The organism is Gleimia europaea ACS-120-V-Col10b (genome assembly GCF_000411155.1).
Taxonomy (GTDB): Bacteria; Actinomycetota; Actinomycetes; order Actinomycetales; family Actinomycetaceae; genus Gleimia; species Gleimia europaea_B.
The window spans coordinates 79,224-102,754 of the sequence record NZ_KE150268.1; the positions used below are offsets into that span (position 1 = coordinate 79,224).

The window sequence follows — 23,531 nt, forward strand, 5'->3', positions numbered from 1 at the left end:
CCAGCTGAGTGGGGCGCGGTGTCCTGCCCTGCTCCTGCACGTGTCCGACCCAAACTGCCGTACTCACCTTTCTGACCCGCACCGCCGTATCCGCATTTCAGACCCAAAGTGTCGAATTGGGTAGCTGATTTTGTCGCTTTCCTTCACGTTTGTGCTCTGGTCTGGCGATGAAACAGTGATTCAGACCCAAAGCGCCGAATTAGGATGCTGTTTTGGTCATTTCCCCTCACAGTTGTGAAAACTGCTGCGGACTGGTTATCGATTCCGACCCGAACTGTCGATTTAGCCTACGGTTTTGGGTAGTTCCCCTCACGGTCGTGGTATTTACACCGCGTCATGGCGGTATTCCGACAGGAAGTGGCAGAAAGCGAGGCGGAATTCGCCGCTTTCCCTCACAATCGTGTTTCTGACCTACTACCGCATCAAGCCTCGCCCGCCTCAGCCTCGTAGTCGTGGAAGGCGGCTCGGGTTTTCCCCAGAGGTGCGGTTCTTTTCTATGTCCACACCCGTGTCCGACTCGTGCCCTCCTCATTTGCGCTAGGTAGCACGATGGTGTGCGGGAGGTTTTGATGGCTAGGACACATAGGTTAGGCCAGGTTGGTGAGGATTTGGTGGCGGAGTACCTCACCGAACAGGGCTGGCAGATTCTGGACAGGAATTATAGGAGGCGGGGTGTAGAGCTCGACATTGTGGCGCGTGATCCAAAGCGGGGGATCGTGTTTGTGGAGGTGAAAACCCGTTCGGCTCGGGGCGCGGCAACCGCGTGGGAGTCGATCACGGAACAGAAGATGCGGTTTTTGCGCCGCGGCGCAGCTGTTTGGTTGTCGGAGCATCAGCAGAGCGGTTCTGTATGTATGGACGCGGTGGTCGTGAAAGTGAGGGGAAGTATGGCTGACATCGAGCATCGTAAGGGGATTGTATGAGGCCGATTTTGGTGCGCACGCACGCGGTGGCGTGGTCAGGGATTACAGCGCACATTATTGCGGTTGAAACGCACGTTGGTTCGGGTCTGGTGTCGTTCAACTTGGTTGGGATGCCGGACGCGTCGGTGCGGGAGTCGCGCGATCGGGTGCGGGCAGCTCTCCAGTCGTGTGGTGTTGATTGGTTTGAGCATCGCGTGACGGTGAATCTGTCGCCGGCTGGGATCCCGAAGGCCGGGTCGGCGTTCGATTTGGCGATCGCGGTGGGCCTGTTGGCTGCGCGGGGAGTGGTGTCGCCTAAGGCCGTTGATGGCGCGGTGTTTATGGCGGAGCTGGGTTTGGATGGTTCGTTGCGTCCGATCCGGGGAGTATTACCTGCGGTGGTTGGGGCGCGTCGTCAGGGTATGGCGCAGGTTGTGGTGGCGGAGGATTCGCTCGCAGAGGCGCGCTTGTTGTCCGGTGTGGAAGTTCTTGGTTTCAGTCATTTGCGTGATCTTGTTGCTCATTTTGGAGGCCGTTTGCCTGAGGGGTTGCCGGCTCTTATTTCGCGCGAGGCTCCACCCTTACAGCCGGAGGTTGCGTGTGCGCATGACGAGGTCGATTTAGCTGACGTGCGGGGCCAAGCATTCGCGACGGAGGGGCTGGTGTTGGCGGCTGCAGGTGGCCATCACCTGCTGTTGGTTGGGGAGCCGGGCGCGGGAAAAACGATGCTTGCTAAACGCTTGCCCACCATTTTACCGCCCCTCGATGATGAGGATGCTATTGAGGTGACTGCGATCCACTCTATTTGCGGCACGTTTGATCCGTCTCGCGGGTTGATGAGGACGCCGCCGATCGAAGCTCCCCATCATAGTGCGACGATGGCTGCGATTATCGGTGGCGGAACTGGGATTCCGCGGCCAGGCGCGATTTCGCGCGCGCATGCGGGTGTCTTGGTGCTCGACGAGGCGGCTGAGTTCGCGCCGCAGGTGCTGGATGCGATGCGTCAGCCCTTGGAATCGGGTGTTGTGAACTTGCATCGGGCGCGCCATCACGTGGAGTATCCCGCTCGATTCCAGTTGGTTTTGGCTTCTAATCCGTGTCCGTGCGGGCATGCGATTAGTCGCCGTAAGTCGTGTATGTGTTCGTCGTTGCAGCGCCGCCGCTATATGAGTCGGTTGTCGGGCCCGCTGTTGGATCGGATGGATATTCAGGTTCCGATGATGACGCCGTCTGCGGCGGAGCTTTCGGATCCTCCGGCATATACGTCTGCGGATGCGCGGAGGCTGGTAGAGCAAGCGCGGCAGCGGGCGCGCGAGCGGTGGCGCGGAACGCCTTGGACAATGAACGCGCACGTCCCGTCGCGCTTGCTCCATGATCCGAAGTATGGGATCGAACCAGCGGTGTATCGGGGTGTGGAGCGCGCTATCGAGGATGGGACGTTGAGTTTGCGCGGGGCGGATCGAGTGTTGCGTTTGGCTCTCACAATTGCGGATGTGCGCGGTGCGCGCCGGGTGGGGCTTTCAGAGCTCGTTAGTTCTTTGAAGTTTAGGAACGGAGTTGATGATGCGAATTCCTGATTTAACTAGTGCGAAAGAGGTTGCGTGCGCGTGGAGCGCCATCGTGGAGCCGGGCGACGTTGCTGCGGGGGTTTTGCGTGAGCAGATGGGTAGCGCGGCGGCGCTCGAGTGGCTTCTAACCCAACCGGACGTAGAGAAGCTCTCGCCGCAGATTCTATTCGACGAGGAGGGTCATGAACGGCCGTGGGTGAAGGCGCTGAAGAGATGGCTCCCTCGGGTGGAGGATCTGGATGTGCAGCGCGATTTGGACGCGTTGGCTCGGGTGGAGGGGACGGTGCTCTGGCCGGAGCATCCTGCTTGGCCCGAGGGTCTTAACGATCTGGGCTTGGAGGCTCCGGCTGCTCTGTGGGTGCGCGGAGAGCTAAAAGCGGTGCCGCGGGTGGCGATTGTGGGGGCAAGGGCGTCGAGTTCGCACGGTAATTCGGTTGCGCGTGATGTCGCGTTTGAGCTTGCTCGCAAGGGCGTGTGCGTGGTGTCGGGAGGAGCGTTTGGTATAGATGCGGCTGCTCATGTGGGCGCGTTGAAGGTGGGGCAGACGGTGGCGGTCATGGCCGGGGGTGTATCTAACCTGTATCCGGCGTCTCATATTGACCTGTTTGAGCAGATCGAGCTTTCGGGAGGGATTGTGGCTGAATGCCCACCGGACTGGCGGCCAGCGCGGTGGCGTTTTTTGAGTCGTAATCGGCTGATCGCGGCGTTATCGCAGGCGAGCGTGGTGGTGGAAGCGTCGGCGAGGTCAGGGGCTTTGGTAACTATTCGGCGTGCGCGGGATTTGGGCAGACCGGTGGGAGCTTTTCCCGGTTCGGTGTCGTCACAAATGTCGGCGGGTTGTAATGAGGCGATCCGCGATGGTGTGACTTTGGTGACGAGAGTCGAGGACATATTAGAGCTGATGTCAGGCATTGGTGACTTCTTGTTCGATATGCCCACGTATAAGAAGCCGCGTCTGGATGCTGACGTGCAACGCATTTTTGACGCGCTTCCGGCGAAGGGCTTCGCAAAGGTCCCTTGGGTTGCTCGAGCGGCGGGTTTGGGCGTGGATGAGGTAGAGCAGGGGATGACTACACTACTGTTAAAGAAGCTGGTTATTTGCGAAGGTGATGCTTTCGCGCGGAGCAGGTAGCACCGAAACGTCAGAGAAGTTCGAGCCCAGACTGCGCTACCGGCACGTGCCCGCGACAAATACGATGGGGTGGGGAGGAACATGGAGTTGCACGAGTCCACGCTCGATGTCCTGGCCGGGTTTGAACGCTACATGGCGCACAGTCGCGGCATGGCAGCCCATTCCGTGCAAGCGTATATGAGTGATGTCGAGTCGGCTCTTGGTTTCTGCCTGGGCGCGAGACCTTTTGATCCGGTTGAACTTACGCCGCGAGCGTTTCGCGCGTGGGTTGCCACCAAGGTTCGTGAAGGTGGTTCGAGGGCGTCTGTGGCGCGGTATGTGGCAAGTGTTCGCCTGTTTGGGCGGTGGATGAAGCGCGAGGGGGTCGTAGAGGTTGATCCAACGCTCAAGCTGAGGGCCGCTCGGGTGGATGAGACGCTACCGAAGACTCTCACGGTCGAGCAAGCCAGAACCTTGTTCAACTACTTGCGCCAGCAAGCAGAGGGCGGCGATCCGTGCGCGATTCGCGACTGGGCGATGGTTGAGGTCATGTATTCGTGCGGTATCCGCGTTGCAGAACTAACGGGTTTGAACCTGTCTCACTTGAATGCTGCCGAGCGTACCTTGCGAGTTCTAGGCAAGGGCAATAAGGAACGCGTGGTGCCTTACGGTAAGCCAGCTCATGACGCGTTACGCATATGGATTGAGACCGGCCGTCCCGCCCTTGTAACTGATAGCGGTGAGCAGGCGTTGTTTTTAGGCGCTCGTGGTGGGCGCGTTAGTCAACGTATTGTCCGAGGCCGCCTAGAGTCGGCCTGCGCCCGGGCCGGGGTTTCGGTGATTTCTCCGCACGGGTTGCGCCACAGTGCGGCAACTCACATGTTGGAAGGTGGTGCAGATTTGCGTGCGGTGCAGGATTTGCTGGGGCACTCTTCGTTGCAAACTACGCAGAGGTACACGCATGTGGATGCAAGGCGTCTGAGTGCGATCATGAATCAAGCTCATCCTCGGGCGTGAGTTTGCGGCGTCACCCGCCACGAACCGATCGAGTGATCACCCGTCCAGGGGCTTGAGTATGGGCTCGCCCAAAATGAGGGCAAGCGGATTTAAATACTGGTGTTTGCTAATTTTCGCGCCCCAGTGCAAGCAGTCTGAGTCGTGACCGGCTTCCAGGTGGCCAACCACGTCGCCTGCCCGCACCACTGCATTGTTCGTGACTGCTGGAGCAACGGGCTCAAACGTGGAGCGCACCCCATTTGCGTGCCTAATCGAAACAACGTTGCGGTTGTAGAACTTGCCCGCGTACACCACTGTTCCGTCGGCTGGAGCGTGAATCGTGGCTCCTACACCGGGACAGATGTCCACGCCGCGGTGCCCGGATCTCCAGGGGCTTTCCGGCGGATCAAACAGGCGCCCGATAACCACGGGCGGCGCCACTGGCATTTGCCAAGAGATCACTGCGAAAGGGTCGTAGCCGCTCGTCAATAGGGGAGAAGGATAGTTACCGGCTTGCTCAAGGGCGTTGTTCACACCAACAAACGTGCCACCTGCATCAAGCATCGCACTGCCTGCCCCAAGGACGGTTAGTAGTGCCGCGAATCGATGTACTAAGTTCATGCGGGTTAGGTTATGAGCATGATTTGCGGGCGGCGCATACGAGGCGCGAGGATTGTGGATACGCCGGCTCTGACCTTCCTGTGGAAATGCCCGTGTCGACGTGTTGTGTGAGCCGTGAAACATGTGGGAGCAAAAGGAGCTTTCGAAGTTCCCAAATGTCCAGCTTTTAGCTAGAATCGACGCGGCACCTGCTTGCAGGTGACTATCGCGCGTCCAAATCCGTGTATGCGGCGTGGCCAGCTTCGGTCCCTTCGGGGTGCTGGCTCGTGGGCGCTAGGGCCTTAGGGCAGTAACTGTAATTTTGAGTGGCTTGGGCCGCTCTTGATTTGGTGCTTTGCACCGAGAGGAAGAGACATGGCTGTTGTAACCATGCGTCAGCTTCTGGAAAGTGGTGTCCACTTTGGTCACCAGACCCGTCGCTGGAATCCGAAGATGAAGCGCTTCATCCTAACTGAGCGTAACGGCATCTACATCATTGACCTGCAAAAGAGCGTCGAGGATATCGACAAGGCTTACGAGTTCGTGAAAGAAATGGTTGCTCACGGTGGCAACATTTTGTTTGTTGGCACGAAGAAGCAGGCTCAGGAAGCTATTGAAGAGCAGGCCGAGCGCGTCGGCATGCCTTACGTGAACCACCGTTGGCTTGGCGGGATGCTCACGAACTTCTCCACGGTTTCTAAGCGTTTGCAGCGCATGAAGGAGCTTGAGGAGATCGATTTCGCGGATGTTGCCGGTTCGGGTCACACCAAGAAGGAACTTCTCATGATGGAACGTGAGAAGAACAAGCTCCAGCGTTCGCTGGGCGGTATTCGTGACATGGCTAAGCTTCCTTCGGCGATTTGGGTTGTTGATACCAACAAGGAACATCTCGCGATCGCTGAGGCTCGCAAGCTGAACATCCCGGTTGTGGCTGTGCTTGATACGAACTGTGATCCGGATGAGGTCGATTACGGCATTCCGGGTAACGATGACGCTATCCGCGCTGTTGCGCTTTTGACCCGCGTGGTTGCCGATGCTTGTGCGGCGGGCCTTATGGCTCGTTCGGAGCGTCGCCAGAAGTCGGGCGTGGAGGATGCCAGTGCGGAGCCGATGGCTGAGTGGGAGCGCGAGCTTCTTGAGAGCGCCGAAGGCGAGCAGAAGGCTGAAGAGGTCGATAAGGCTGAGGTGACTGCTGAAGAGCAGGCGCCGGAGGCTGAGTAATCTAAGGCTGAGTAAGCCTTTCCACTAATACTTGAAGAGGAAAGATTTTCATGGCGAACTACACTGCTGCCGATGTTAAGGCTCTGCGCGAGCAGACCGGCGCGGGCATGATGGATGTTAAGAAGGCGCTTGACGAGGCCAACGGCGACAAAGAAAAGGCGATGGAGATCATTCGTCTCGCTGGTCTGAAGTCGCTGTCGAAGCGCGAAGATCGGACGGCCGCTGCTGGCCTTATCGCTGGCGAGGTTGTGGACGGCAAGGTCGGTGTTATGGTCGAGGCGAATGCTGAGACTGATTTCGTGGTGAAGAATGAGAAGTTCATTGACTTTGCTGCGAAGGTTCTGGATGCAGCCGTGAAGAGTGGCGCAACTTCCACCGAGGCTCTGCTTGAGCAGTCTGCGGAGGATGGCACGGTCAAGGATCTGGTTGATGGCCTGGGTGCTGTTATTGGCGAGAAGATTGAGATCGGCAAGGTTGCCCGCATGGAGGGCGAGAACGTTGAGCTGTACCTCCACCACTCGTCGGCTGACCTGCCGGCGCAGGTTGGTGTGCTTGTAGCAACGGATGCGGCTGGCGCTGCGGTTGCTCGCGACATTGCGATGCACATTGCTGCGTTCTCTCCGCTTTACCTGGATCGCACCACGGTTCCGGCTGACGTTCTGGAGAAGGAGAAGGAAACCCTTACGAAGTTGACGCTTCAGGAGGGTAAGCCTGAGCACATTGTTCCGAAGATCGTTGAGGGTCGTTTGAACGCGTTCTACGCGGAAAATTGCCTGGTTGATCAGGATTACGCTCGCGATCCTTCGAAGAAGGTTGGCGACGTTCTGAAGGAGCACGGCGCTAAGGTCACGGACTTCGTTCGTTTCCACGTGGGCGCCTAGTAAGTTCCCGATTGTAGCCCCGACCCTTGTTTGCAAGGGCGGGGCTACGGTCATATATCCGTTAAACTATGTGTTGAGTTAGTGCACCGCTTTTATTTGTGGAGGGTTTGCAGCTGATGGCTGAGCAGTCTGGCGCCGGGCGGCGCGTTTTATTGAAGTTGTCTGGCGAGGTTTTCGGCGGCGGCAGTATTGGTCTTGATCCGTCCGTGGTGAACATGATTGCGGCGCAGATCGCGCAGGCGGTTCGCGACGGCGTCCAGGTTGCTGTGGTTGTTGGCGGTGGTAATTTCTTCCGCGGTGCAGAGCTGTCGCGCCACGGTTTGGATCGGGCGCGAGCTGACTACATGGGTATGCTCGGCACGGTGATGAATGCGCTTGCTCTCCAGGATTTCTTGGAGCAACAGGGCGTGTCTACGCGCGTGCAGTCCGCGATTTCGATGAGGCAGGTTGCCGAGCCTTATATTCCGCTGCGTGCGATCCGTCATTTGGAAAAGGGACGCGTCGTCGTGTTTGGTGCGGGCGCGGGCTTGCCGTATTTCTCGACGGACACGGTGTCGGCGCAGAGGGCGCTAGAGACCCGCTGTTCGGAGCTACTGGTGGCAAAGAACGGGGTGGACGGCATTTACACCGCTGATCCGCGGGTGGAGCCAAATGCGAAGCGTCTTGATCACGTGACGTATTCGGATGCGCTTGCGCGCGGGTTGAAGGTGGTTGATGCGGCGGCGTTCTCGCTGTGTCAGGAAAACAGCCTTAACATGCGTGTGTTTGGCATGAATGAGCCGGGCAATGTTACCGACGCTCTGCTTGGGAAGAAGATCGGTACGTTGGTAACTAATGACAATTCCGAGAAGGAGAACTAAGAAATGATCGAAGATGCTCTACTTGAGGCCGAAGATGGCATGGAGCGTGCTATCTCAGCTACGAAGAAGGATTTCGGCAACATTCGTACGGGCCGCGCTAATCCGGAAATGTTTAACTCCATTCTCGTGGAGTACTACGGGGCGATGACCCCGTTGCAGCAGCTCGCTTCGGTGCAGATTCCGGAGGCTCGTATGGTGCTGGTAAGCCCATATGATCGTGGTTCAGTACAGGCCATTATTCAAGCGATTCGCGATGCAGATCTGGGTATTAACCCAACGGATGACGGCAACCTGATTCGTTGCACGTTGCCGGCGCTCACTGAGGAGCGTCGCCGCGATTATGTGAAGCAGGCCCGTACCCGCGCGGAGGAGGGTCGCATTTCGATCCGTAACGAGCGTCGTCGCGCTAAGGAAGAGCTTGAGCGGATTAAGAAGGACGGCGAGGCCGGCGAGGACGAGGTAGAGCGCGGTGAAAAGCAGCTTGAGGATCTGACGAAGAAGTTTGTGGCTCTTGTTGACGCCGAGTTGGAAGCCAAGGAAAAGGATCTGATGACCGTTTAATGCGGTAAGTAGGATGTCTGTGGATTTTAGACGTATTACCCATCCGGGGCCCACCAAAAACTATGAACCGCTACCATCATCGGGGCGGGCGGGGCGTAATCTTCCTGCTGCGGTCGGTGTGGGGGTTGGTTTAGCGGCGCTGTTCCTTGCGGTCCTGTTCATTTCGAACGAGGCTTTTGTGGTGCTGGTATCCGTTGCAGTGGTGCTGGCTTTGTGGGAACTGGCGGGAGCTTTCGCCCGAAAGAATCGCGAGATTGTGCTTCCGCTAGCCTGGGTTGGCGGCGTTGGCATGGTTGTGTGCGCCCATTTTTTGGGTTTGGAGGCCGTGCTGGGGGCACTGACGGTGACGGTGTTCGCCGTGGCGGTGTGGAAGCTGTTGGATGGGCGTAGTCCGCAGGCGATGCTAGACATCATGGTGACGACGTTTGCGCTGATTTATGTGGCGTTGCTGGCGTCGTTTGTGGTGTTGATTTTAGATTCTCCGGGCGCGCAGGCGGCTGTGATCACTTGGGTTTTGCTAAGTGTTGCTAACGATACGGGCGGCTGGGCGTTTGGAATTATGTGGGGTAAGCACCCGATGGCTCCAAAGATTTCCCCAAAGAAGTCGTGGGAGGGTTTTGCTGGGTCGCTGGTGTTCTCGGTTGCGGCTGGGATTGGCGGCATGGTTTGGCTTGGTGGCGCCTGGTGGCTTGGCATCCCGCTGGCATTGCTCACCACGGTTGCAGGAACTTTCGGTGACCTGATCGAGTCGTTGATCAAACGCGATGTTGGTTTGAAGGACATGTCAAACATGTTGCCGGGCCACGGTGGTTTGATGGATCGGCTCGATTCGCTGTTGATGACGGCTCCGGTGGTTTATTTCTTCTTGAAGGTGGCTATGCAATGGTAGATGCAGGCAAACGCGCCGGCCGCCAGGTAATGCCAACGGATCAGGCGCCAGAGGGGGCGAAGACACCGGATGCGAAACCGATTTTATCGTTCGCTCCGCGACGGCGAGGAAAGCCGCCAGCGCATTTGGCGGATATAGATTTCGAGGAGCGCGGTAGCGTCCTCGTGGAACAGGGGTTGCCTAAGTTTCGGGCAGATCAGTTGTCGCGGCATTACTTCCAGCGTCACATCGCGGATCCCGCGCAGATGAGTGACCTGCCAAAGAACATGGTGGAGAGGGTCGAGAAGTCGCTAATGCCGGGGTTGATCAAGAAAGTTCACACCTTGGCAACGGATGACGGGAAGACGCTGAAGCACCTGTGGGAGCTTTACGATGGGGCGCGAGTGGAGTCGGTGCTCATGCGTTACCCGGGACGCACCACGCTGTGCATATCCAGTCAGGCTGGTTGCGGCATGGCGTGCCCATTTTGTGCAACGGGCCAGATGGGGCTGACGCGTAACCTGTCTACTGCGGAGATCATCGAGCAGGTGCGCATGGCGCACGTGGCGTGCGAGAACGGTGAGCTTGCGGGTGGTCCAACCCACCTTTCGAACGTGGTGTTCATGGGGATGGGCGAGCCGCTGGCGAACTATCGCTGCATTGTACAGGCGCTTAAGCGCATGACGGATGAGCCGCCGCGTGGCTTCGGTATGTCAGCGCGAGGAATAACCGTGTCCACGGTCGGCCTCGTGCCAGGAATTGATAAGCTTGCGCAGCTGGGACTTCCCGTTACTTTGGCGGTTTCGCTGCATGCGCCTGACGATGAGCTACGCGATGAGCTCATTCCAATCAACTCGCGTTGGAAGGTTGGAGAACTACTAGATGCGGCGCGGCGCTACTTTGTAAGGACAGGCCGGCGCGTGTCGATCGAGTACGCGCTTATTAAAGATATGAACGATCACGCGTGGCGGGCGCAGCTTCTAGCTGACGAGCTGAATAAGCGCGGGCACGGCTGGGTACACGTGAATCCGATTCCGCTGAATCCAACTCCGGATTCGATTTGGACTGCATCATCGCCGCGCGTAATGAAAGAATTCGTTGAAACACTGCGTGAAAACGGGATTACAACAACCATTCGTGATACACGTGGATCAGATATTGACGGGGCATGTGGCCAGTTGGCTACCTCGGTAAAGAATCAAGAGGAGCGTCAGTAATGAGTAACTTTTTCCCAACAGTGGGTTTTTTCCGCAAGGGCTATAACAAGGAAGAAGTCGATGCGTTCTTTCAGCAGGCGCGTGCCGCGTATGAAGGCGACCGACCGAGCGGGGGAATCACTTCTGAGCAGGTTCGGCGCACGGTTTTCACGCTAAAGCGACGCGGCTATAACCCGGCTGTGGTGGATGCGGCACTGGATCGTTTGGAGTCGGCTTTCATCTCAAGTGAGCGCGCGAATCACGTGGCGGTTAATGGCGAGGACGTGTGGTTGGATCACGTGGCTGACCGTGCAACTACGCTGTATCCGCGCTTGGTTCGCCCCGTTGGTAGCCGTTTTGCACATCCGGAGGCAAAAGAGCGCGGCTACCGGGTTGAGGAGGTGGACGCGTTTTTGGATCGGATCGCAAGTTTCTTTGATAACGAAGAGAAGCTCACGGCTGATGAGATTCGCCAGGTGACGTTCCCGGCCGCGAAGGGCGACGACGCTTACCTCGAGGGCCCTGTGGATGCGTATTTGTCGCGCGCAATCGATATTCTCTTGTCGATCGAGTAGTCATGTCTTGCCGTCTTTCTCTTCTTGGTTCTACGGGTTCTATTGGAACGCAGGCGCTGGACGTGGTGCGCGCGAATCCCACGATTGTCCGGGTCGAGGCTCTGGCGGCGGGCGGGTCTAATGTTGACCTGTTGCTCGAGCAGGCGCAGGAGTTCCAGCCTCGTGTAATCGCTGTGGCTTCTGGCAATGAGGCCGCTATTGCTAGCGAAATGCGTGAGCGCGGCATTGAGGCTGAACTTTGGGTGGGTGCGGACGCGATTGTGAGCGCCGCAGGCATGCTGGATGATGACGGCATTGTGCTGAACGGCGTGACGGGCGGCGTGGGCTTGCAACCCACGTTGGCGGCGCTACGATCGGGCGCCCGTTTGGCGTTGGCGAACAAAGAGTCGCTGGTCGTGGGCGCCCCACTAGTCCGGGCGGCGATGCGTCGGCCAGGCCAGATCCTGCCGGTCGATTCGGAGCATTCTGCGATTTTCCAGTGTTTGGTTCCAGGCCGCCACGAGAAGGGCCTTACCTCTCCGGTTGTAACGGGTAGGTCAGAGGTAGGCCACCTGGTTCTCACGGCTTCGGGAGGTCCGTTCCGCGGTAAGAAGCGCGCTGATTTACGCCATGTTAGCGCCGCGCAGGCGCTTAATCACCCCACTTGGGATATGGGTCCGGTGGTCACGATCAATTCGTCGACGCTGATGAATAAGGGGTTGGAACTGATTGAGGCGCACGTTCTGTTTGATATCGATCCGAGCGATATTAAGGCCGTGGTTCACCCGCAGTCGATTGTGCATTCGATGGTGACATTTAAGGATGGAGCCACGATTGCACAGGCGTCGCCGCCCGATATGCGCTTGCCTATCGCGCTGTCCCTGTCGTGGCCGCAACGTTTGGAACACGTGCAGCAGTCGGTGAAGTGGGATGAAGGCGCGAGCTGGACGTTTGAACCCGTGGATAACGAAACATTCCCGGCACTGAACTTGGCTCGGGCCGCAGTTAGTGCCTCGCCCACACATCCGAGCGTCATGAACGCTTCCAACGAGGTGTGTGTGGACGCCTTCATTCATGGGGATCTGCCGTATCTAGACATCGTGGATACGGTTGCGAAGGTAACTGAGGCGCACGAGGGTGTTGCTGAGCCTGATCTTGATGACATTTTAAACGCCGAGGCGTGGGCACGCGCAAAGACGAAGGAACTTATTGGAGGCCGCGTTTGAGTTACGCGATCGGCATTTTGCTCACGATTGTGGCGCTGATGATTTCGGTTGCCCTGCATGAGCTTGGCCATATGATTCCAGCCAAAAAGTTCGGCGTTTACGTGCCGCAGTACATGGTGGGGTTTGGCCCAACTTTGTACTCGAGGCAGGTTGGAGACACCGAGTATGGGGTGAAAGCGATCCTGCTTGGCGGCTACGTGCGTTTGGCAGGAATGTACGCTCCGGCGCGTGAGGGCGTGAAGCTGACCAACCGCAAGGGGCAGATGACGCTCGCGCAGGAGGCCCGCTTGGCCTCGGCAGAAGAGTTGCCTAAGGGCCGCGAATCTCAGGCGTTCTACAACCTGTCGGTGCCGAAGAAACTCGCGGTAATGCTGGGCGGGCCGATAACTAACTTGCTGCTCGCCATCGTGCTTTTTGCGATAATTGTGCTTGGTTTCGGCTTCAATGTGGCGACAACTACGTTGGATCAGGTTCCCCAATGTATTGGCACAACTTCGCAAACGTGTACAAAGCAGAATCCGAAGTCCCCGGCTTACGAGGCGGGTTTGCGTGCGGGTGACAAGATCGTGTCTTGGGGGCCGGTGCAGGCAAGTTCGTGGGATGACGTTGTGAACGCTATTGAGCATCAGGACGGCGCGGCAAAGGTTGTGGTTCAGCGTGACGGAGTGTTGCAAGAGTTTGATGTGACCCCGGTGCAGGTGGGAGAGCGCAAGGTTGCTGGCATCATCTCTAAGGTGGAGCGTGAGCGCGGCACTCTCGGCGACGTCGGTGACATTACTTGGCAGACCTTTAAGGGCACGGCATCGATTGTGCTCGTATTGCCGCGCGCTGTGTGGGACGTGGGAGTCCAGCTGTTCACGGATGCTCCTCGAGATCCGAATTCGGTGCTGTCAGTGGTGGGCGTTGGCCGGATTGCGGGTGAGGTGTCGGCAGAGCAGGGCGTTGGAGTGGCCGACCGGGCCATGCTTTTGCTGAGCTTGTGGGCTTCCTTGAACATGGCACTGTTCGTGTTTAACTTAATCCCCCTGCCGCCACTGGATGGGGGACACGTGGCGGGTGCGCTCTGGGAGGGACTGCGCCGGACTTTCAACCGCGTTACGGGCCGGCCGGATCCGGGGCCTGCGGATACGGCTCGCATGGTGCCGGTGTCGTACGTGATTTTTGTTTTGCTGATGGCCATGACTGTGTTGCTCATTGTGGCCGATATTATTAAGCCGATTAGCCTAGTCTAGGAACTGTTAATAGTTTGCCAGGAATCACCTGGCGCTGATTTTTGGGAGATGTCATCGTGACCGAGATTGCCCTGGGGATGCCAAAGGTGAACGGAGCCCCGTTCCCACGTAAGAAGACGCGTCTAATACACGTGGGGGATATCCCAGTTGGCGGTGGTTCACCGATTTCGGTCCAGTCGATGACCACTACGAAAACCACCGATATTGGCGGGACTTTGCAACAGATCGCAGAGCTCACGGCCGCCGGTTGTGACATTGTGCGCGTGGCGGTGCCTTCGGCTGATGATGCGGAGGCTTTGCCCATTATTGCAAAGCAGTCCACGATCCCCGTGATCGCTGACATTCACTTCCAGCCGCGTTACGTATTTAAGGCGATCGAGGCGGGTTGTGCGGCTGTGCGCGTAAACCCGGGTAACATCCGCAAGTTTGATGACCAGGTTAAAGACATCACGAAGGCCGCCGCAGATGCGGGCGTGTCTTTGCGTATTGGCGTAAACGCGGGTTCACTCGATCCCCGCTTGTTGAAGAAGTATGGAAAGGCAACGCCGGAGGCGCTGGCGGAGTCGGCGATGTGGGAGGCATCCTTGTTCGAGGAGCATGACTTCCACGATTTCAAGATTTCGGTTAAGCACCATGATCCGGTGACGATGATCCGCGCTTACGAGATCCTTTCTGAAAGCGGTGACTGGCCACTCCACCTCGGTGTGACTGAAGCGGGCCCGCAGTTCCAGGGAACGATCAAATCCGCAACGGCTTTCGGCGCGCTCTTGCGCCAAGGGATTGGCGATACGATTCGCGTTTCACTGTCGGCCCCTCCGGTTGAGGAGGTCAAGGTGGGTATCGAGATCCTGCAGTCTTTGGGCTTGCGTGAGCGTACCCTCGAAATCGTTTCTTGCCCGTCTTGTGGTCGTGCGCAGGTGGACGTGTACACGCTCGCAAATGAAGTGAACGAGGGGTTGAAAGACCTCACGGTTCCTTTGCGCGTGGCAGTCATGGGCTGTGTCGTGAACGGCCCCGGTGAGGCTCGCGAGGCTGATCTTGGCGTGGCGTCTGGTAACGGTAAGGGACAGATTTTCATTAAGGGCCAGGTGGTAGATACCGTGCCGGAGGCCGAGATTGTGCCCGCCCTCTTGAAATACGCGAATGAAGTTGCGCAAACTATGGGACTCGAAGAGGGCTCCGGCAGCGTTGACGTAATCCGCTGAATCCGCGACTTCCAATATCTTGTTAATTCGATGAGAGGCGCCGCCGTTTCCTCTCATCACCCTTTGCAGTTAGGCTGGTAAACGTGCTTACTAACATGTCTGAGTTTTTCCTGCGGACGCTTCGTGAAGATCCCGCAGATGCGGAAGTTGCAAGCCACAAGCTAATGGTGCGCGCCGGCTACATTCGCCGTGTGGCTCCAGGCATATACACGTGGTTGCCACTTGGTTTGAAGGTTTTGCGCAACATTGAACAGATTGTGCGCGAAGAGATGGCCGCGATTGGCGCCCAGGAAGTCCACTTCCCAGCACTACTGCCGCGCGAACCATATGAAAAGACCAACCGGTGGGAAGAGTACGGGCCAAACCTTTTCCGTTTGAAGGACCGCAAGGATGGGGATTACCTGCTGGCGCCAACGCATGAAGAAATGTTCACGCTCGCGGTTAAGGACATGTACTCCTCCTATAAGGATCTGCCGCTTTCGCTGTATCAGATTCAGACGAAGTACCGCGATGAAGCGCGTCCGCGTGCGGGTGTGATTCGCGGCCGCGAGTTCGTGATGAAAGACTCCTACAGCTTCGATATCGATGATGAGGGGCTAGCAAAGTCGTACGAGTTGCACCGCAAGGCGTATCAGCGCGTGTTTGAGCGTCTTGGTTTGCCGTTTGTGATTGTGGCCGCGCAGTCGGGCGCTATGGGTGGTTCGCGTTCGGAGGAGTTCCTCTACCCGAACCCCATGGGAGAAGACACGTTTGTGCGCTCGCCGGGCGGTTACGCCGCGAACGCGGAGGCAGTTGTAACGCCGGTTCCAGATCCGGTGGATTACTCGAACACGCCGGCCAAGGAGCTGCGTCATACGCCGGATGCGAAGACGATTGCCGCACTCGTGGATCTTTCAAATGAACTGTACCCGCGCGAGGATCGCCCGTGGGAGGCGGCCGACATGCTGAAGTCGTATGTCGTGACGCTGACGCATCCCGATGGCGCGCGCGAGGTTGTGAACATCGGTATCCCGGGTGACCGGGAGGTGGATGAGAAGCGCCTTGAGGCGGCTTTTGCACCTGCGGAGGTAGAGCAGGCAACGCCTGAGGATCTGGCGAAGCATCCGGAGTTGGTGGCGGGTTATTTAGGGCCCGAGGTTGTGGGGCCGAACGCGCCGAAACGCACGGTTGATGAGGACGGCAACCCGACGGGTTCGGTGCGGTTCTTCGTTGACCCGCGCGTTGTGGAGGGCACCGCTTGGATCGCCGGCGGTAATAAGGCTGATTACCACGTGTACAACCTGGTGATGGGCCGCGACTTCACGGCAGATGGCACGGTTGAGGTTGCCGAGGTAAAGGCGGGGGATCCAGCGCCAGATGGTTCGGGTCCGCTAGAGCTTGCGCGCGGTATTGAGGTGGCCCACATCTTCCAGCTTGGCCGCAAGTATGCGAAGGCTTTGGACCTGACGGTGTTGGATCAAAATGGCAAGTCGCAGGTGGTTACCATGGGCTCGTATGGCCTGGGCGTTTCCCGCGTGGTTGCAGCTATGGTTGAGAGTCACCACGATGATCTTGGCTTGTCTTGGCCGATGGTTGTGGCGCCGTTCCACCTGCAGGTTCTTGCCGCCGGCAAGGGAGACCAGATCGCTGATACTGCGGCTGACATTTCTCAAGCTGTGTCGGATGCAGGTTTCGATGTGCTTTATGATGATCGGCCGAAGGTGTCTGCGGGCGTGAAGTTCGCTGACGCTGAGTTGCTTGGAATGCCCTACGTTTTGGTTGTTGGTCGCGGCCTGAAGAACGGTGTGGTTGAGTTGCGTGACCGTCGCGGCGGAGTCTCCAAGGAAATTCCGGTTGAAGAAGCAAAGCAGATTATTATTGCCGAGCTTGAAGCAAACAGGGGGTCGGCTAAGTGACGTACCGCGAGATTAGGGTTATTGGCGATCCGATTTTGCGCACGCCGTGCGAGTGGATCACGGATATCGACGATTCGGTGAAGAGCCTCGTTGAGGACCTGCTAGAGAATGTCGATGAAGAGGGCCGCGCCGGCCTCGCAGCTCCGCAAATTGGTGTTGGTTTGCGCGCTTTTTCTTGGAATATCGACGGCGAGATTGGTTACGTGTTGAACCCGAAACTGGTCGAGGTTTCCAAAGACGAGTTCCAAAATGGCGACGAGGGATGCTTGTCGGTTCCAGGACTTTGGTTTCCAACCGAGCGTGCCTGGTACGCCCGCGTTGAGGGAATAGACCTCGATGGTAAGAAGGTCGTGGTTGAGGGTGAAGAACTGATGGGACGCTGCCTACAGCACGAGACCGACCACCTGGAGGGAATGCTGTACCTAGATCGGTTGGATCGCGCAACGCGCAAGAAGGCACTGCGCCAGGTTCGCGAGATGATGTAACAGCGCACTACCTGATTGGAGAGCCCTGCTTCGGCGGGGCTCCGTTGGGAGGCAAGGTTCGAAGTCTTGACGCTCACCGACACAGATAGGGATGCGTCTCCGCTTTAAGGTGGCCATGTCGTGCGCGCGGCTGGCTTCGGGACGTCTGGGGCAGATTTGCGCTACTTGCAGGTCCTAGACTAGCGCGAGAGCAGTTTTTAGGACAGAATGGGGACAGCACCGCTGGATCGGTTGGCCTTTGGTTCTTGAGGACGTAGGGGAAGACGAACCTCAAGGAAAAGGGAGGCATCATGTCCGGAAGTTACACCCGCGGTGTTGTTTTCGTGCACTCATGTCCGCCGGCACTCTGCCCGCACGTTGAGTGGAATGTTGCGTCGGTGCTGGATCAGGAAGTGCGTTTGGAGTGGACGCAGCAGGGCGCTGTGCCCGGCCTTATGCGCGCTGAGTTTTCTTGGGTTGGCCCCGTGGGAACGGGGGCGCAGCTGGCGTCCGCGCTCCGGGGGTGGGACGATCTGCGCTACGAGATCACCGAGGAGGCCGTACGCGGCTCGGACGGTGCAAGGTGGTGTCATACGCCTGATCTTGGTATTTTCCACGCCCCGATGGACGCTTCGGGCAATATGATGGTGCCAGAAGATCGCATTCGCTTTGCAATGGAGGCCACTGACCCTGCCGAGCTTCGCGAGCGCCTCAACCTCGCATTGGGCGGCGCGTGGGATGAGGAGTTGGAACCGTTCAGGTACGCGGGAGACGGCGTTGCTGTGCGTTGGCTCCACCGGGTTGGTTAACGAGGAGGAGCTGTGGGAATCTCTATTGCAGAAATGCTTGGCTACGACCTGTTAGATGAGCAGCCCGATGAGGTGAGCGCCGAGTCTGCAAGTGAAGGTGCGGAAGTTGACGAGGTTGAGGCAGCAGTGGTTGCCGCCCTCCTCGATGAATCAACCGTTAAGGCTGAGGATTTCCGCTCGGATATGAGTCTTGCCGAGGATTTTGATCTTGATGAGATCGGCCTGTACGCGGTGGTTGCGGCCGTGGAGCAAGACCTCAAAATCAGTTTGAAAGACGCTGACGTGGCGCAGGTGAAAACACTGGAAGACCTGATTGGTCTTGCACGCAAAACCAGGGGTTGAATCGCCGATTGGGAGTGCGTTCATTAGGGCAAATTAGACTCGATCTGCTAAATCTGTGAGGTAGCGTACATAGACTGGACTGTAGGTTCAACCGTTAGGGGTGAGCGATGACAGTCCATGGAAGGGTGTGGCAGCCGCGCAAAAAGGCGCGAGTATTTCCCACTTGGGCGGCGAAGCTGGCGATGTCGATAACCGGGCTTGTGATGCTCGCGTTCGTATTCGTACATATGCTGGGCAACTTGAAGATTTTTGCGTCGCACGAAGAATACAACGCTTATTCGAAGTGGTTGCGCGAGGCGTTTACTCCGCTTCTACCGTATGAGGGATTGCTATGGATCGCCCGCATCGTGCTTGGCACTTGCTTGCTTATTCACGTGCTGTGTGCGCTGCTCGTGTGGAAGAGGTCCCGGGCGAACACCGCAAATGCGCGGCCAAGGGGTTTGACCGGTTATTTCGCTAAGCTGATGCTACCTACGGGGATCGTGCTTCTCGCGTTCGTATTCGTACATATCTTGGATCTAACTGTGGGTGCGCTGGTGCAGCCGGCAACGTTCCAACATCCTGACGAGCAGTTCTATGCGGCAACCAACATGATCGCCTCATTGGATCGGCCGGTGATGGCCGCGTTTTATCTGATAGTGCTACTTGCCCTCGCTATCCATCTGGCGCACGGTTTTGAGTTGGCGATCAACGACCTCGGAGTGACTTCGAGGTCTTGGCGCAAGTGGATGCGGGCAATCGGGATTCTACTTGCCATATTGATTTTGGTGGGGGACGCGGCCGTGGTTCTGAGCGCGAATCTAGGAGCGGTGTGATGACTATTTTGAGAGGCAACATCTTAGACGGGCATGTTCCGCAGGCAAGCGATCCGGCGTCGCGCTGGGATGAGCACAAGCAGCACATGCGCCTGGTTTCGCCGTCGAATAGGCGGAAGTTCCGCGTGCTCGTGGTTGGTACGGGGCTTGCGGGAGCAGGAGCAGCCTCCACGCTCGCCGAGCTGGGATATAACGTAACGGCCGTTACCTATCATGATTCGCCAAGGAGGGCACACTCAGTTGCCGCCCAGGGCGGAATTAACGCGGCGCGCGGTAAGCGCGTGGATGGTGATGGTTTGCTCCGGTTCGTGACGGATACGATCAAAGGAGGGGACTTCCGAGCGCGCGAGGCGGAGGCTTGGCGCCTCGCTGAGGAATCTAATCGGGTGATCGATCACCTGTCGGCGCACGGTGTGCCGTTTGCGCGCGAGTATGACGGGGCATTGTCGAACCGCTCATTTGGGGGCGTGCAGGTTTCACGCACGTTCTACTCTCGCGGGCAAACCGGCCAGCAGCTCCAGATCGCAGCGCACCAGTCACTATTGCGTCAAGTGGCGGCCGGGCGAGTGGAACTGTGGATTCGCCACGAGATGTTAGATCTGATTGTCGAGGACGGCCGAGCAGTGGGCGTGGTGGTGCGCAATCTGATCACGGGTGAGCTCACCTGCCTTATGGCCGATGCAGTGGTGCTTGCTACGGGCGGGTACGGCAACGTGTACAAGTATTCGACGTTGGCTAAGAACTCGAACGCGACGGCCGCGTGGAGGGCGCACCGGCGCGGCGCGGCGATAGCGAATACATCTTTCATCCAGTTCCACCCTACGGCGCTTCCGGTGGAGAACGAATGGCAGTCAAAGACCACTTTGATGAGTGAGTCTTTGCGCAATGATGGTCGCATTTGGGTTCCAAGCAAGGCTGGCGACGAGCGGCCCGCCAATGAGATTCCGGAGGGGGAGCGCGATTACTACTTGGAGCGGAAGTACCCGGCGTTCGGCAACCTCACTCCGCGTGATGTGGCGTCGCGGGCGGCGCGCGAACAGATCATTTCTGGCCACGGGGTTGGCCCGAATAAGAACGCGGTGAATCTGGATTTTTCTGACGCGATTGCACGGTTGGGTAAGGACGTGTTGAACGAGCGGTATGGCAACCTGTTCGACATGTACTTCGACGTGACGGGTGAGGATCCGCGTGAAACACCTATGCGTATCGCTCCAGGCGCGCACTTCACCATGGGTGGGCTGTGGGTTGACTACAATCTGATGTCTACGATTCCGGGTCTGTTCGTTGCGGGCGAGGCCTCTTATGCTTACCACGGGGCGAACCGGCTGGGTGCAAATTCGTTGCTATCGGCCTGTGTGGATGGTTTCTTTGTGATTCCAAACGTGGTGCCCAACTATTTGGCTACGCTACTGGGTACGCCGCGCCCAGATGCTAATAGTGAGACGGCCCTCTTCACGCTTTCAGAAGTGAAGAGTCGAATACTGAAGTTGCGGGCGGCAACTGGAAGCACACCCGCAATAGATATTCACGCCGAGCTCGGTAAGATCATGTACGCGCACTGCGGGGTTTCCCGCTCAAAGGAAGGCTTGGAGCAAGGAATTGAAAAGGTCGGTGACCTGCGGCGAAACTACTTGCAGGATCTGCACGTGACTGGCTCGCAGGCGAAACTGAATCAGGATCTGGAGCAGGCTCTGCGCGTCCAAGACTACCTGGAACTCGCCCAAACTATGTGCGTTGATGCTTGGCACCGCGAAGAGTCGTGCGGCGCTCATTTCCGTGAAGAATACAGTTTCGAGGGTGAAGCCGTCAGGAACGACGAACAGTGGATGCACACCACTGCTTGGCGCACCAAGCATTGGGACTCTGATCCGGTATTCATTGAAGACCGTGAGCCCCTGCATTTCGAAGCGGTTCAGCCGGTAACGAGGAGTTACAAATGATTAAGCTAAAAGTTTGGCGCCAAGATCGCCCGGGCGTTCGCGGCCAGTTTAAAATGTACGAGGTCGAGGCTAACCCGAACATGTCATGGCTGGAGCTGCTCGATCATTTGAACGCTCAACGTCTGCGTGAGGGGAAAGAACCGATCGCGTTTGACTCGGATTGTCGCGAAGGAATCTGCGGCTCGTGTGGCCTGCTTGTAAATGGCCGCCCGCATGGGGACGCAAAGAATTTGCCCGCGTGCCACCAAAGAGTGGGGGAGCGTAAAGAGGGTGAGGTGGTCACTCTCGAACCGTTGCGCGCCAAGCAGTTCCCGGTAATCAAAGATCTAGTGGTGGATCGCTCCGCCCTCGATGAGGTCCTTATGGCCGGAGCATACTCGCACACGAATGCGGGCACGGCTCCGGATGCGGATGAGGCGTATAACACGCATGAGGTTGCGGAGATGGCGCTGGATATGGCCGCATGCATCGGGTGTGGGGCGTGTGTTGCGGCATGTCCAAATGGGGCAGCAAACCTGTTCACCGGGGCGAAACTCGCCCATCTTGCTGCCCTGGAAGTTCCGGGGCGGGCCCGGCGCAAACGCGCCAAAGACATGACGGCCGTCATGGAAGCAAACTTCGGTCCCTGCTCGCTCTACGGTGAATGTGCAGCCGTGTGTCCGGCGGGGATCCCGCTACGCGCAGTAGCCGCCGTGATGCGCGAGCGGGCCTACGCTCCAGCCCCGAAATAGGAAGCCACAAAGCGTCAGCCTCGGCCATGAATCATATATATGATTGTGATGGTGGTAGTGAGAGGGGCTTTGGATGCAAACGCGCACAGAAGTGGATCTGCTTGGTGAACGGGAAGTTCCAGCTGATGCGTATTGGGGTATCCACACCCTTCGCGCCATCGAAAACTTTCAGATTTCAGGAACTCAGTTAGAGAGCTATCCGCATTTCATCATCGCGATGGTGCAGGTGAAGAAGGCGGTGGCTCGGGCAAATCGGCGTCTGAAGGTGCTTCCGGAAGACAAGGCGCGCGCCATCGAAGCGGCATGCGACAAAATCTTAGAAAGCGATGATTTTTACGATCAGTGGCCACTCGACCTGTTCCAGGGTGGCGCGGGCACGTCCGTAAACATGAACACTAACGAGGTGATCGCGAACGTTGCGCTCGAGATGCTGGGGTTCGAAAAGGGTCGCTACGACATTATTCATCCTAATGACGATGTGAATAAGTCGCAGTCCACCAACGATTCGTACCCCACTGGTTTTCACCTGGCGGTGTATCGCGAGCTTGTGGATTTGCGCCTGTCGGCCTCGCATCTCATGGATGCGTTAGATGGTAAGGCTCATGAGTTTGCTGACGTGTTGAAGATGGGGCGAACCCAGCTGCAAGATGCTGTGCCGATGACGCTCGGGCAGGAGTTTGAGGCGTTCACCGTGTCTTTGCGTGAAGAGTTGCGTGTGATTGATCAGGCAGCTGACCTGCTACTGAGCGTAAATCTTGGGGCTACTGCGATCGGCACGGGGCTGAATACGCCGGAGGGGTATCCGCAGGTTGCGGTGGAAGAGCTGTCGCGGGTAACGGGGGTGCCTTTCCGCAGGGCTTTGAACCTCATCGATGCGACATCTGATACGGGCGCGTTTGTTTCCGTACACGCAGCGCTAAAACGCCTTGCGGTGAAGCTTTCGAAGATTTGTAACGATCTGCGGCTTTTGTCCTCCGGCCCTACTGCGGGTTTGCAGGAGATTAATCTGCCACCTATGCAGGCCGGCTCGTCGATTATGCCTGCCAAGGTTAACCCGGTGATCCCAGAGGTGGTGAACCAGGTTTGTTTCAAAGTGGTGGGCAACGACATGACTGTGACGATGGCCGCTGAGGCCGCCCAGTTGCAACTCAACGTGATGGAGCCGGTTATCGCGCAGGTGCTGTTCGAATCGATGCGTCTGCTGGAGAACGCCACGGTGACTCTCGCTGAACGTTGCATCACTGGCATCACAGCTAACAGGGAGCATTTGCACGAGCAGGTGATGGGCTCGATCGGCATTGTCACCTACTTTAATGAGCTGATCGGACACCAAAACGGCGACATTATTGGTAAGGAAGCTGCGCGCACGGGCAGGCGAGTTTCCGATCTGATCGTTGAGCGGGGCTTGTTGCCGCGCGAGGAGGTTGAGGCCATCTTGACGGCGCAAAATCTCGTGTCTCCAGAGTATGAGGGAAGGATTTGGGAGGCCGGCGAGCGCGGTTTGCCAACTGATGCTTCCTAAACTCGTTGTATCTAAAGTGATTGTTTAGACAG

The 23,531-nt window shown here is 57.7% G+C and carries 23 protein-coding genes; 22 read left to right on the top strand and 1 reads right to left on the bottom strand.

All coding sequences use genetic code 11. The features are described from left to right. Positions 1-569: 569 nt before the first annotated feature. From HMPREF9238_RS08215 to HMPREF9238_RS08230, 4 genes are all read left to right on the top strand, one after another. The gene (locus HMPREF9238_RS08215; RefSeq protein ID WP_016444995.1) at positions 570-923 is read left to right on the top strand and encodes a YraN family protein; all 354 of its coding nucleotides are present in this window, start codon (positions 570-572) and stop codon (positions 921-923) included. Further along, on the top strand, positions 920-2,479 hold the full coding sequence (locus HMPREF9238_RS08220; protein WP_016444996.1) for a YifB family Mg chelatase-like AAA ATPase: 1,560 nt from the start codon (positions 920-922) through the stop codon (positions 2,477-2,479). Before HMPREF9238_RS08215 ends, HMPREF9238_RS08220 begins: the two co-directional genes overlap by 4 nt. Continuing rightward, the gene (gene dprA / locus HMPREF9238_RS08225; protein WP_016444997.1) at positions 2,463-3,602 is read left to right on the top strand and encodes a DNA-processing protein DprA; all 1,140 of its coding nucleotides are present in this window, start codon (positions 2,463-2,465) and stop codon (positions 3,600-3,602) included. Before HMPREF9238_RS08220 ends, dprA begins: the two co-directional genes overlap by 17 nt. Before the next feature lie 81 nt (positions 3,603-3,683). Then, positions 3,684-4,598 (top strand): tyrosine recombinase XerC, encoded by a 915-nt coding sequence (locus HMPREF9238_RS08230; RefSeq protein ID WP_016444998.1) that lies wholly within the window; start codon positions 3,684-3,686, stop codon positions 4,596-4,598. A gap of 36 nt (positions 4,599-4,634) precedes the next feature. Here the strand turns inward: HMPREF9238_RS08230 and HMPREF9238_RS08235 are convergent, their stop codons facing one another. Beyond that, positions 4,635-5,198 (bottom strand): M23 family metallopeptidase, encoded by a 564-nt coding sequence (locus tag HMPREF9238_RS08235; RefSeq protein ID WP_198009513.1) that lies wholly within the window; start codon positions 5,196-5,198, stop codon positions 4,635-4,637. Between the two features lie 354 nt (positions 5,199-5,552). Between HMPREF9238_RS08235 and rpsB the strand changes: the two genes are divergently transcribed. The 18 genes from rpsB to aspA all read left to right on the top strand — a co-directional run bounded on the left by rpsB (position 5,553) and on the right by aspA (position 23,499). Next, positions 5,553-6,398: a 30S ribosomal protein S2 gene (gene rpsB, locus HMPREF9238_RS08240; RefSeq protein ID WP_016445000.1), complete on the top strand. Its 846-nt coding sequence runs from the start codon at positions 5,553-5,555 to the stop codon at positions 6,396-6,398. 50 nt (positions 6,399-6,448) lie between these two features. Further along, positions 6,449-7,279 carry a translation elongation factor Ts gene (gene tsf, locus HMPREF9238_RS08245; protein WP_016445001.1) on the top strand — a complete coding sequence of 277 codons (831 nt, stop codon included), beginning with the start codon at positions 6,449-6,451 and terminating at the stop codon, positions 7,277-7,279. Between the two features lie 116 nt (positions 7,280-7,395). Then, on the top strand, positions 7,396-8,139 hold the full coding sequence (gene pyrH, locus HMPREF9238_RS08250; RefSeq protein WP_016445002.1) for a UMP kinase: 744 nt from the start codon (positions 7,396-7,398) through the stop codon (positions 8,137-8,139). A 3-nt stretch (positions 8,140-8,142) separates the two neighbouring features. Next, the gene (frr, locus tag HMPREF9238_RS08255) at positions 8,143-8,700 is read left to right on the top strand and encodes a ribosome recycling factor (RefSeq protein ID WP_016445003.1); all 558 of its coding nucleotides are present in this window, start codon (positions 8,143-8,145) and stop codon (positions 8,698-8,700) included. Between the two features lie 13 nt (positions 8,701-8,713). Next, on the top strand, positions 8,714-9,589 hold the full coding sequence (locus HMPREF9238_RS08260) for a phosphatidate cytidylyltransferase (RefSeq protein ID WP_040316897.1): 876 nt from the start codon (positions 8,714-8,716) through the stop codon (positions 9,587-9,589). Continuing rightward, entirely contained in the window at positions 9,583-10,785 is a 1,203-nt protein-coding gene (gene rlmN / locus HMPREF9238_RS08265) for a dual-specificity RNA methyltransferase RlmN (RefSeq protein WP_016445005.1), read from the top strand. Before HMPREF9238_RS08260 ends, rlmN begins: the two co-directional genes overlap by 7 nt. Next, complete coding sequence (locus HMPREF9238_RS08270; RefSeq protein ID WP_016445006.1) at positions 10,785-11,339, top strand: DivIVA domain-containing protein; 555 nt, start codon at positions 10,785-10,787, stop codon at positions 11,337-11,339. Before rlmN ends, HMPREF9238_RS08270 begins: the two co-directional genes overlap by 1 nt. Before the next feature lie 2 nt (positions 11,340-11,341). Beyond that, on the top strand, positions 11,342-12,544 hold the full coding sequence (gene dxr / locus HMPREF9238_RS08275) for a 1-deoxy-D-xylulose-5-phosphate reductoisomerase (RefSeq protein WP_016445007.1): 1,203 nt from the start codon (positions 11,342-11,344) through the stop codon (positions 12,542-12,544). Further along, positions 12,541-13,776 carry a M50 family metallopeptidase gene (locus HMPREF9238_RS08280; RefSeq protein ID WP_016445008.1) on the top strand — a complete coding sequence of 412 codons (1,236 nt, stop codon included), beginning with the start codon at positions 12,541-12,543 and terminating at the stop codon, positions 13,774-13,776. Before dxr ends, HMPREF9238_RS08280 begins: the two co-directional genes overlap by 4 nt. Before the next feature lie 77 nt (positions 13,777-13,853). Then, positions 13,854-14,981 carry a flavodoxin-dependent (E)-4-hydroxy-3-methylbut-2-enyl-diphosphate synthase gene (gene ispG, locus HMPREF9238_RS08285; protein WP_051109844.1) on the top strand — a complete coding sequence of 376 codons (1,128 nt, stop codon included), beginning with the start codon at positions 13,854-13,856 and terminating at the stop codon, positions 14,979-14,981. A gap of 83 nt (positions 14,982-15,064) precedes the next feature. After that, entirely contained in the window at positions 15,065-16,876 is a 1,812-nt protein-coding gene (locus HMPREF9238_RS08290) for a proline--tRNA ligase (RefSeq protein ID WP_016445010.1), read from the top strand. Continuing rightward, positions 16,873-17,361 carry a peptide deformylase gene (gene def / locus HMPREF9238_RS08295; protein WP_016445011.1) on the top strand — a complete coding sequence of 163 codons (489 nt, stop codon included), beginning with the start codon at positions 16,873-16,875 and terminating at the stop codon, positions 17,359-17,361. The genes HMPREF9238_RS08290 and def overlap by 4 nt, the downstream gene beginning before the upstream one ends. A 290-nt stretch (positions 17,362-17,651) precedes the next feature. After that, entirely contained in the window at positions 17,652-18,149 is a 498-nt protein-coding gene (locus tag HMPREF9238_RS08300; protein ID WP_016445012.1) for a DUF3145 domain-containing protein, read from the top strand. A gap of 12 nt (positions 18,150-18,161) precedes the next feature. Next, positions 18,162-18,491 (top strand): phosphopantetheine-binding protein, encoded by a 330-nt coding sequence (locus tag HMPREF9238_RS08305; protein ID WP_016445013.1) that lies wholly within the window; start codon positions 18,162-18,164, stop codon positions 18,489-18,491. A 107-nt stretch (positions 18,492-18,598) separates the two neighbouring features. Beyond that, the gene (locus HMPREF9238_RS08310; protein WP_016445014.1) at positions 18,599-19,306 is read left to right on the top strand and encodes a succinate dehydrogenase cytochrome b subunit; all 708 of its coding nucleotides are present in this window, start codon (positions 18,599-18,601) and stop codon (positions 19,304-19,306) included. Next, complete coding sequence (locus HMPREF9238_RS08315; protein WP_016445015.1) at positions 19,306-21,246, top strand: fumarate reductase/succinate dehydrogenase flavoprotein subunit; 1,941 nt, start codon at positions 19,306-19,308, stop codon at positions 21,244-21,246. The genes HMPREF9238_RS08310 and HMPREF9238_RS08315 overlap by 1 nt, the downstream gene beginning before the upstream one ends. Continuing rightward, positions 21,243-21,977: a succinate dehydrogenase/fumarate reductase iron-sulfur subunit gene (locus HMPREF9238_RS08320; protein WP_016445016.1), complete on the top strand. Its 735-nt coding sequence runs from the start codon at positions 21,243-21,245 to the stop codon at positions 21,975-21,977. The genes HMPREF9238_RS08315 and HMPREF9238_RS08320 overlap by 4 nt, the downstream gene beginning before the upstream one ends. Before the next feature lie 73 nt (positions 21,978-22,050). Further along, positions 22,051-23,499: an aspartate ammonia-lyase gene (gene aspA, locus HMPREF9238_RS08325; RefSeq protein WP_016445017.1), complete on the top strand. Its 1,449-nt coding sequence runs from the start codon at positions 22,051-22,053 to the stop codon at positions 23,497-23,499. The last annotated feature ends 32 nt before the right edge of the window (positions 23,500-23,531 follow it).

Bases quoted from the DNA above. Each gene is read 5' to 3' on its own strand.
- rlmN (WP_016445005.1), top strand. From the start codon at position 9,583: ATGGTAGATGCAGGCAAACGCGCCGGCCGCCAGGTAATGCCAACGGAT.
- HMPREF9238_RS08310 (WP_016445014.1), top strand. From the start codon at position 18,599: ATGACAGTCCATGGAAGGGTGTGGCAGCCGCGCAAAAAGGCGCGAGTA.
- frr (WP_016445003.1), top strand. From the start codon at position 8,143: ATGATCGAAGATGCTCTACTTGAGGCCGAAGATGGCATGGAGCGTGCT.
- dprA (WP_016444997.1), top strand. From the start codon at position 2,463: ATGATGCGAATTCCTGATTTAACTAGTGCGAAAGAGGTTGCGTGCGCG.
- HMPREF9238_RS08220 (WP_016444996.1), top strand. From the start codon at position 920: ATGAGGCCGATTTTGGTGCGCACGCACGCGGTGGCGTGGTCAGGGATT.
- HMPREF9238_RS08300 (WP_016445012.1), top strand. From the start codon at position 17,652: ATGTCCGGAAGTTACACCCGCGGTGTTGTTTTCGTGCACTCATGTCCG.
- HMPREF9238_RS08270 (WP_016445006.1), top strand. From the start codon at position 10,785: ATGAGTAACTTTTTCCCAACAGTGGGTTTTTTCCGCAAGGGCTATAAC.
- aspA (WP_016445017.1), top strand. From the start codon at position 22,051: ATGCAAACGCGCACAGAAGTGGATCTGCTTGGTGAACGGGAAGTTCCA.
- tsf (WP_016445001.1), top strand. From the start codon at position 6,449: ATGGCGAACTACACTGCTGCCGATGTTAAGGCTCTGCGCGAGCAGACC.
- HMPREF9238_RS08320 (WP_016445016.1), top strand. From the start codon at position 21,243: ATGATTAAGCTAAAAGTTTGGCGCCAAGATCGCCCGGGCGTTCGCGGC.
- HMPREF9238_RS08235 (WP_198009513.1), bottom strand. From the start codon at position 5,198: ATGAACTTAGTACATCGATTCGCGGCACTACTAACCGTCCTTGGGGCA.
- HMPREF9238_RS08315 (WP_016445015.1), top strand. From the start codon at position 19,306: ATGACTATTTTGAGAGGCAACATCTTAGACGGGCATGTTCCGCAGGCA.
- ispG (WP_051109844.1), top strand. From the start codon at position 13,854: ATGCCAAAGGTGAACGGAGCCCCGTTCCCACGTAAGAAGACGCGTCTA.
- HMPREF9238_RS08230 (WP_016444998.1), top strand. From the start codon at position 3,684: ATGGAGTTGCACGAGTCCACGCTCGATGTCCTGGCCGGGTTTGAACGC.
- rpsB (WP_016445000.1), top strand. From the start codon at position 5,553: ATGGCTGTTGTAACCATGCGTCAGCTTCTGGAAAGTGGTGTCCACTTT.
- pyrH (WP_016445002.1), top strand. From the start codon at position 7,396: ATGGCTGAGCAGTCTGGCGCCGGGCGGCGCGTTTTATTGAAGTTGTCT.
- HMPREF9238_RS08260 (WP_040316897.1), top strand. From the start codon at position 8,714: ATGTCTGTGGATTTTAGACGTATTACCCATCCGGGGCCCACCAAAAAC.
- HMPREF9238_RS08215 (WP_016444995.1), top strand. From the start codon at position 570: ATGGCTAGGACACATAGGTTAGGCCAGGTTGGTGAGGATTTGGTGGCG.
- dxr (WP_016445007.1), top strand. From the start codon at position 11,342: ATGTCTTGCCGTCTTTCTCTTCTTGGTTCTACGGGTTCTATTGGAACG.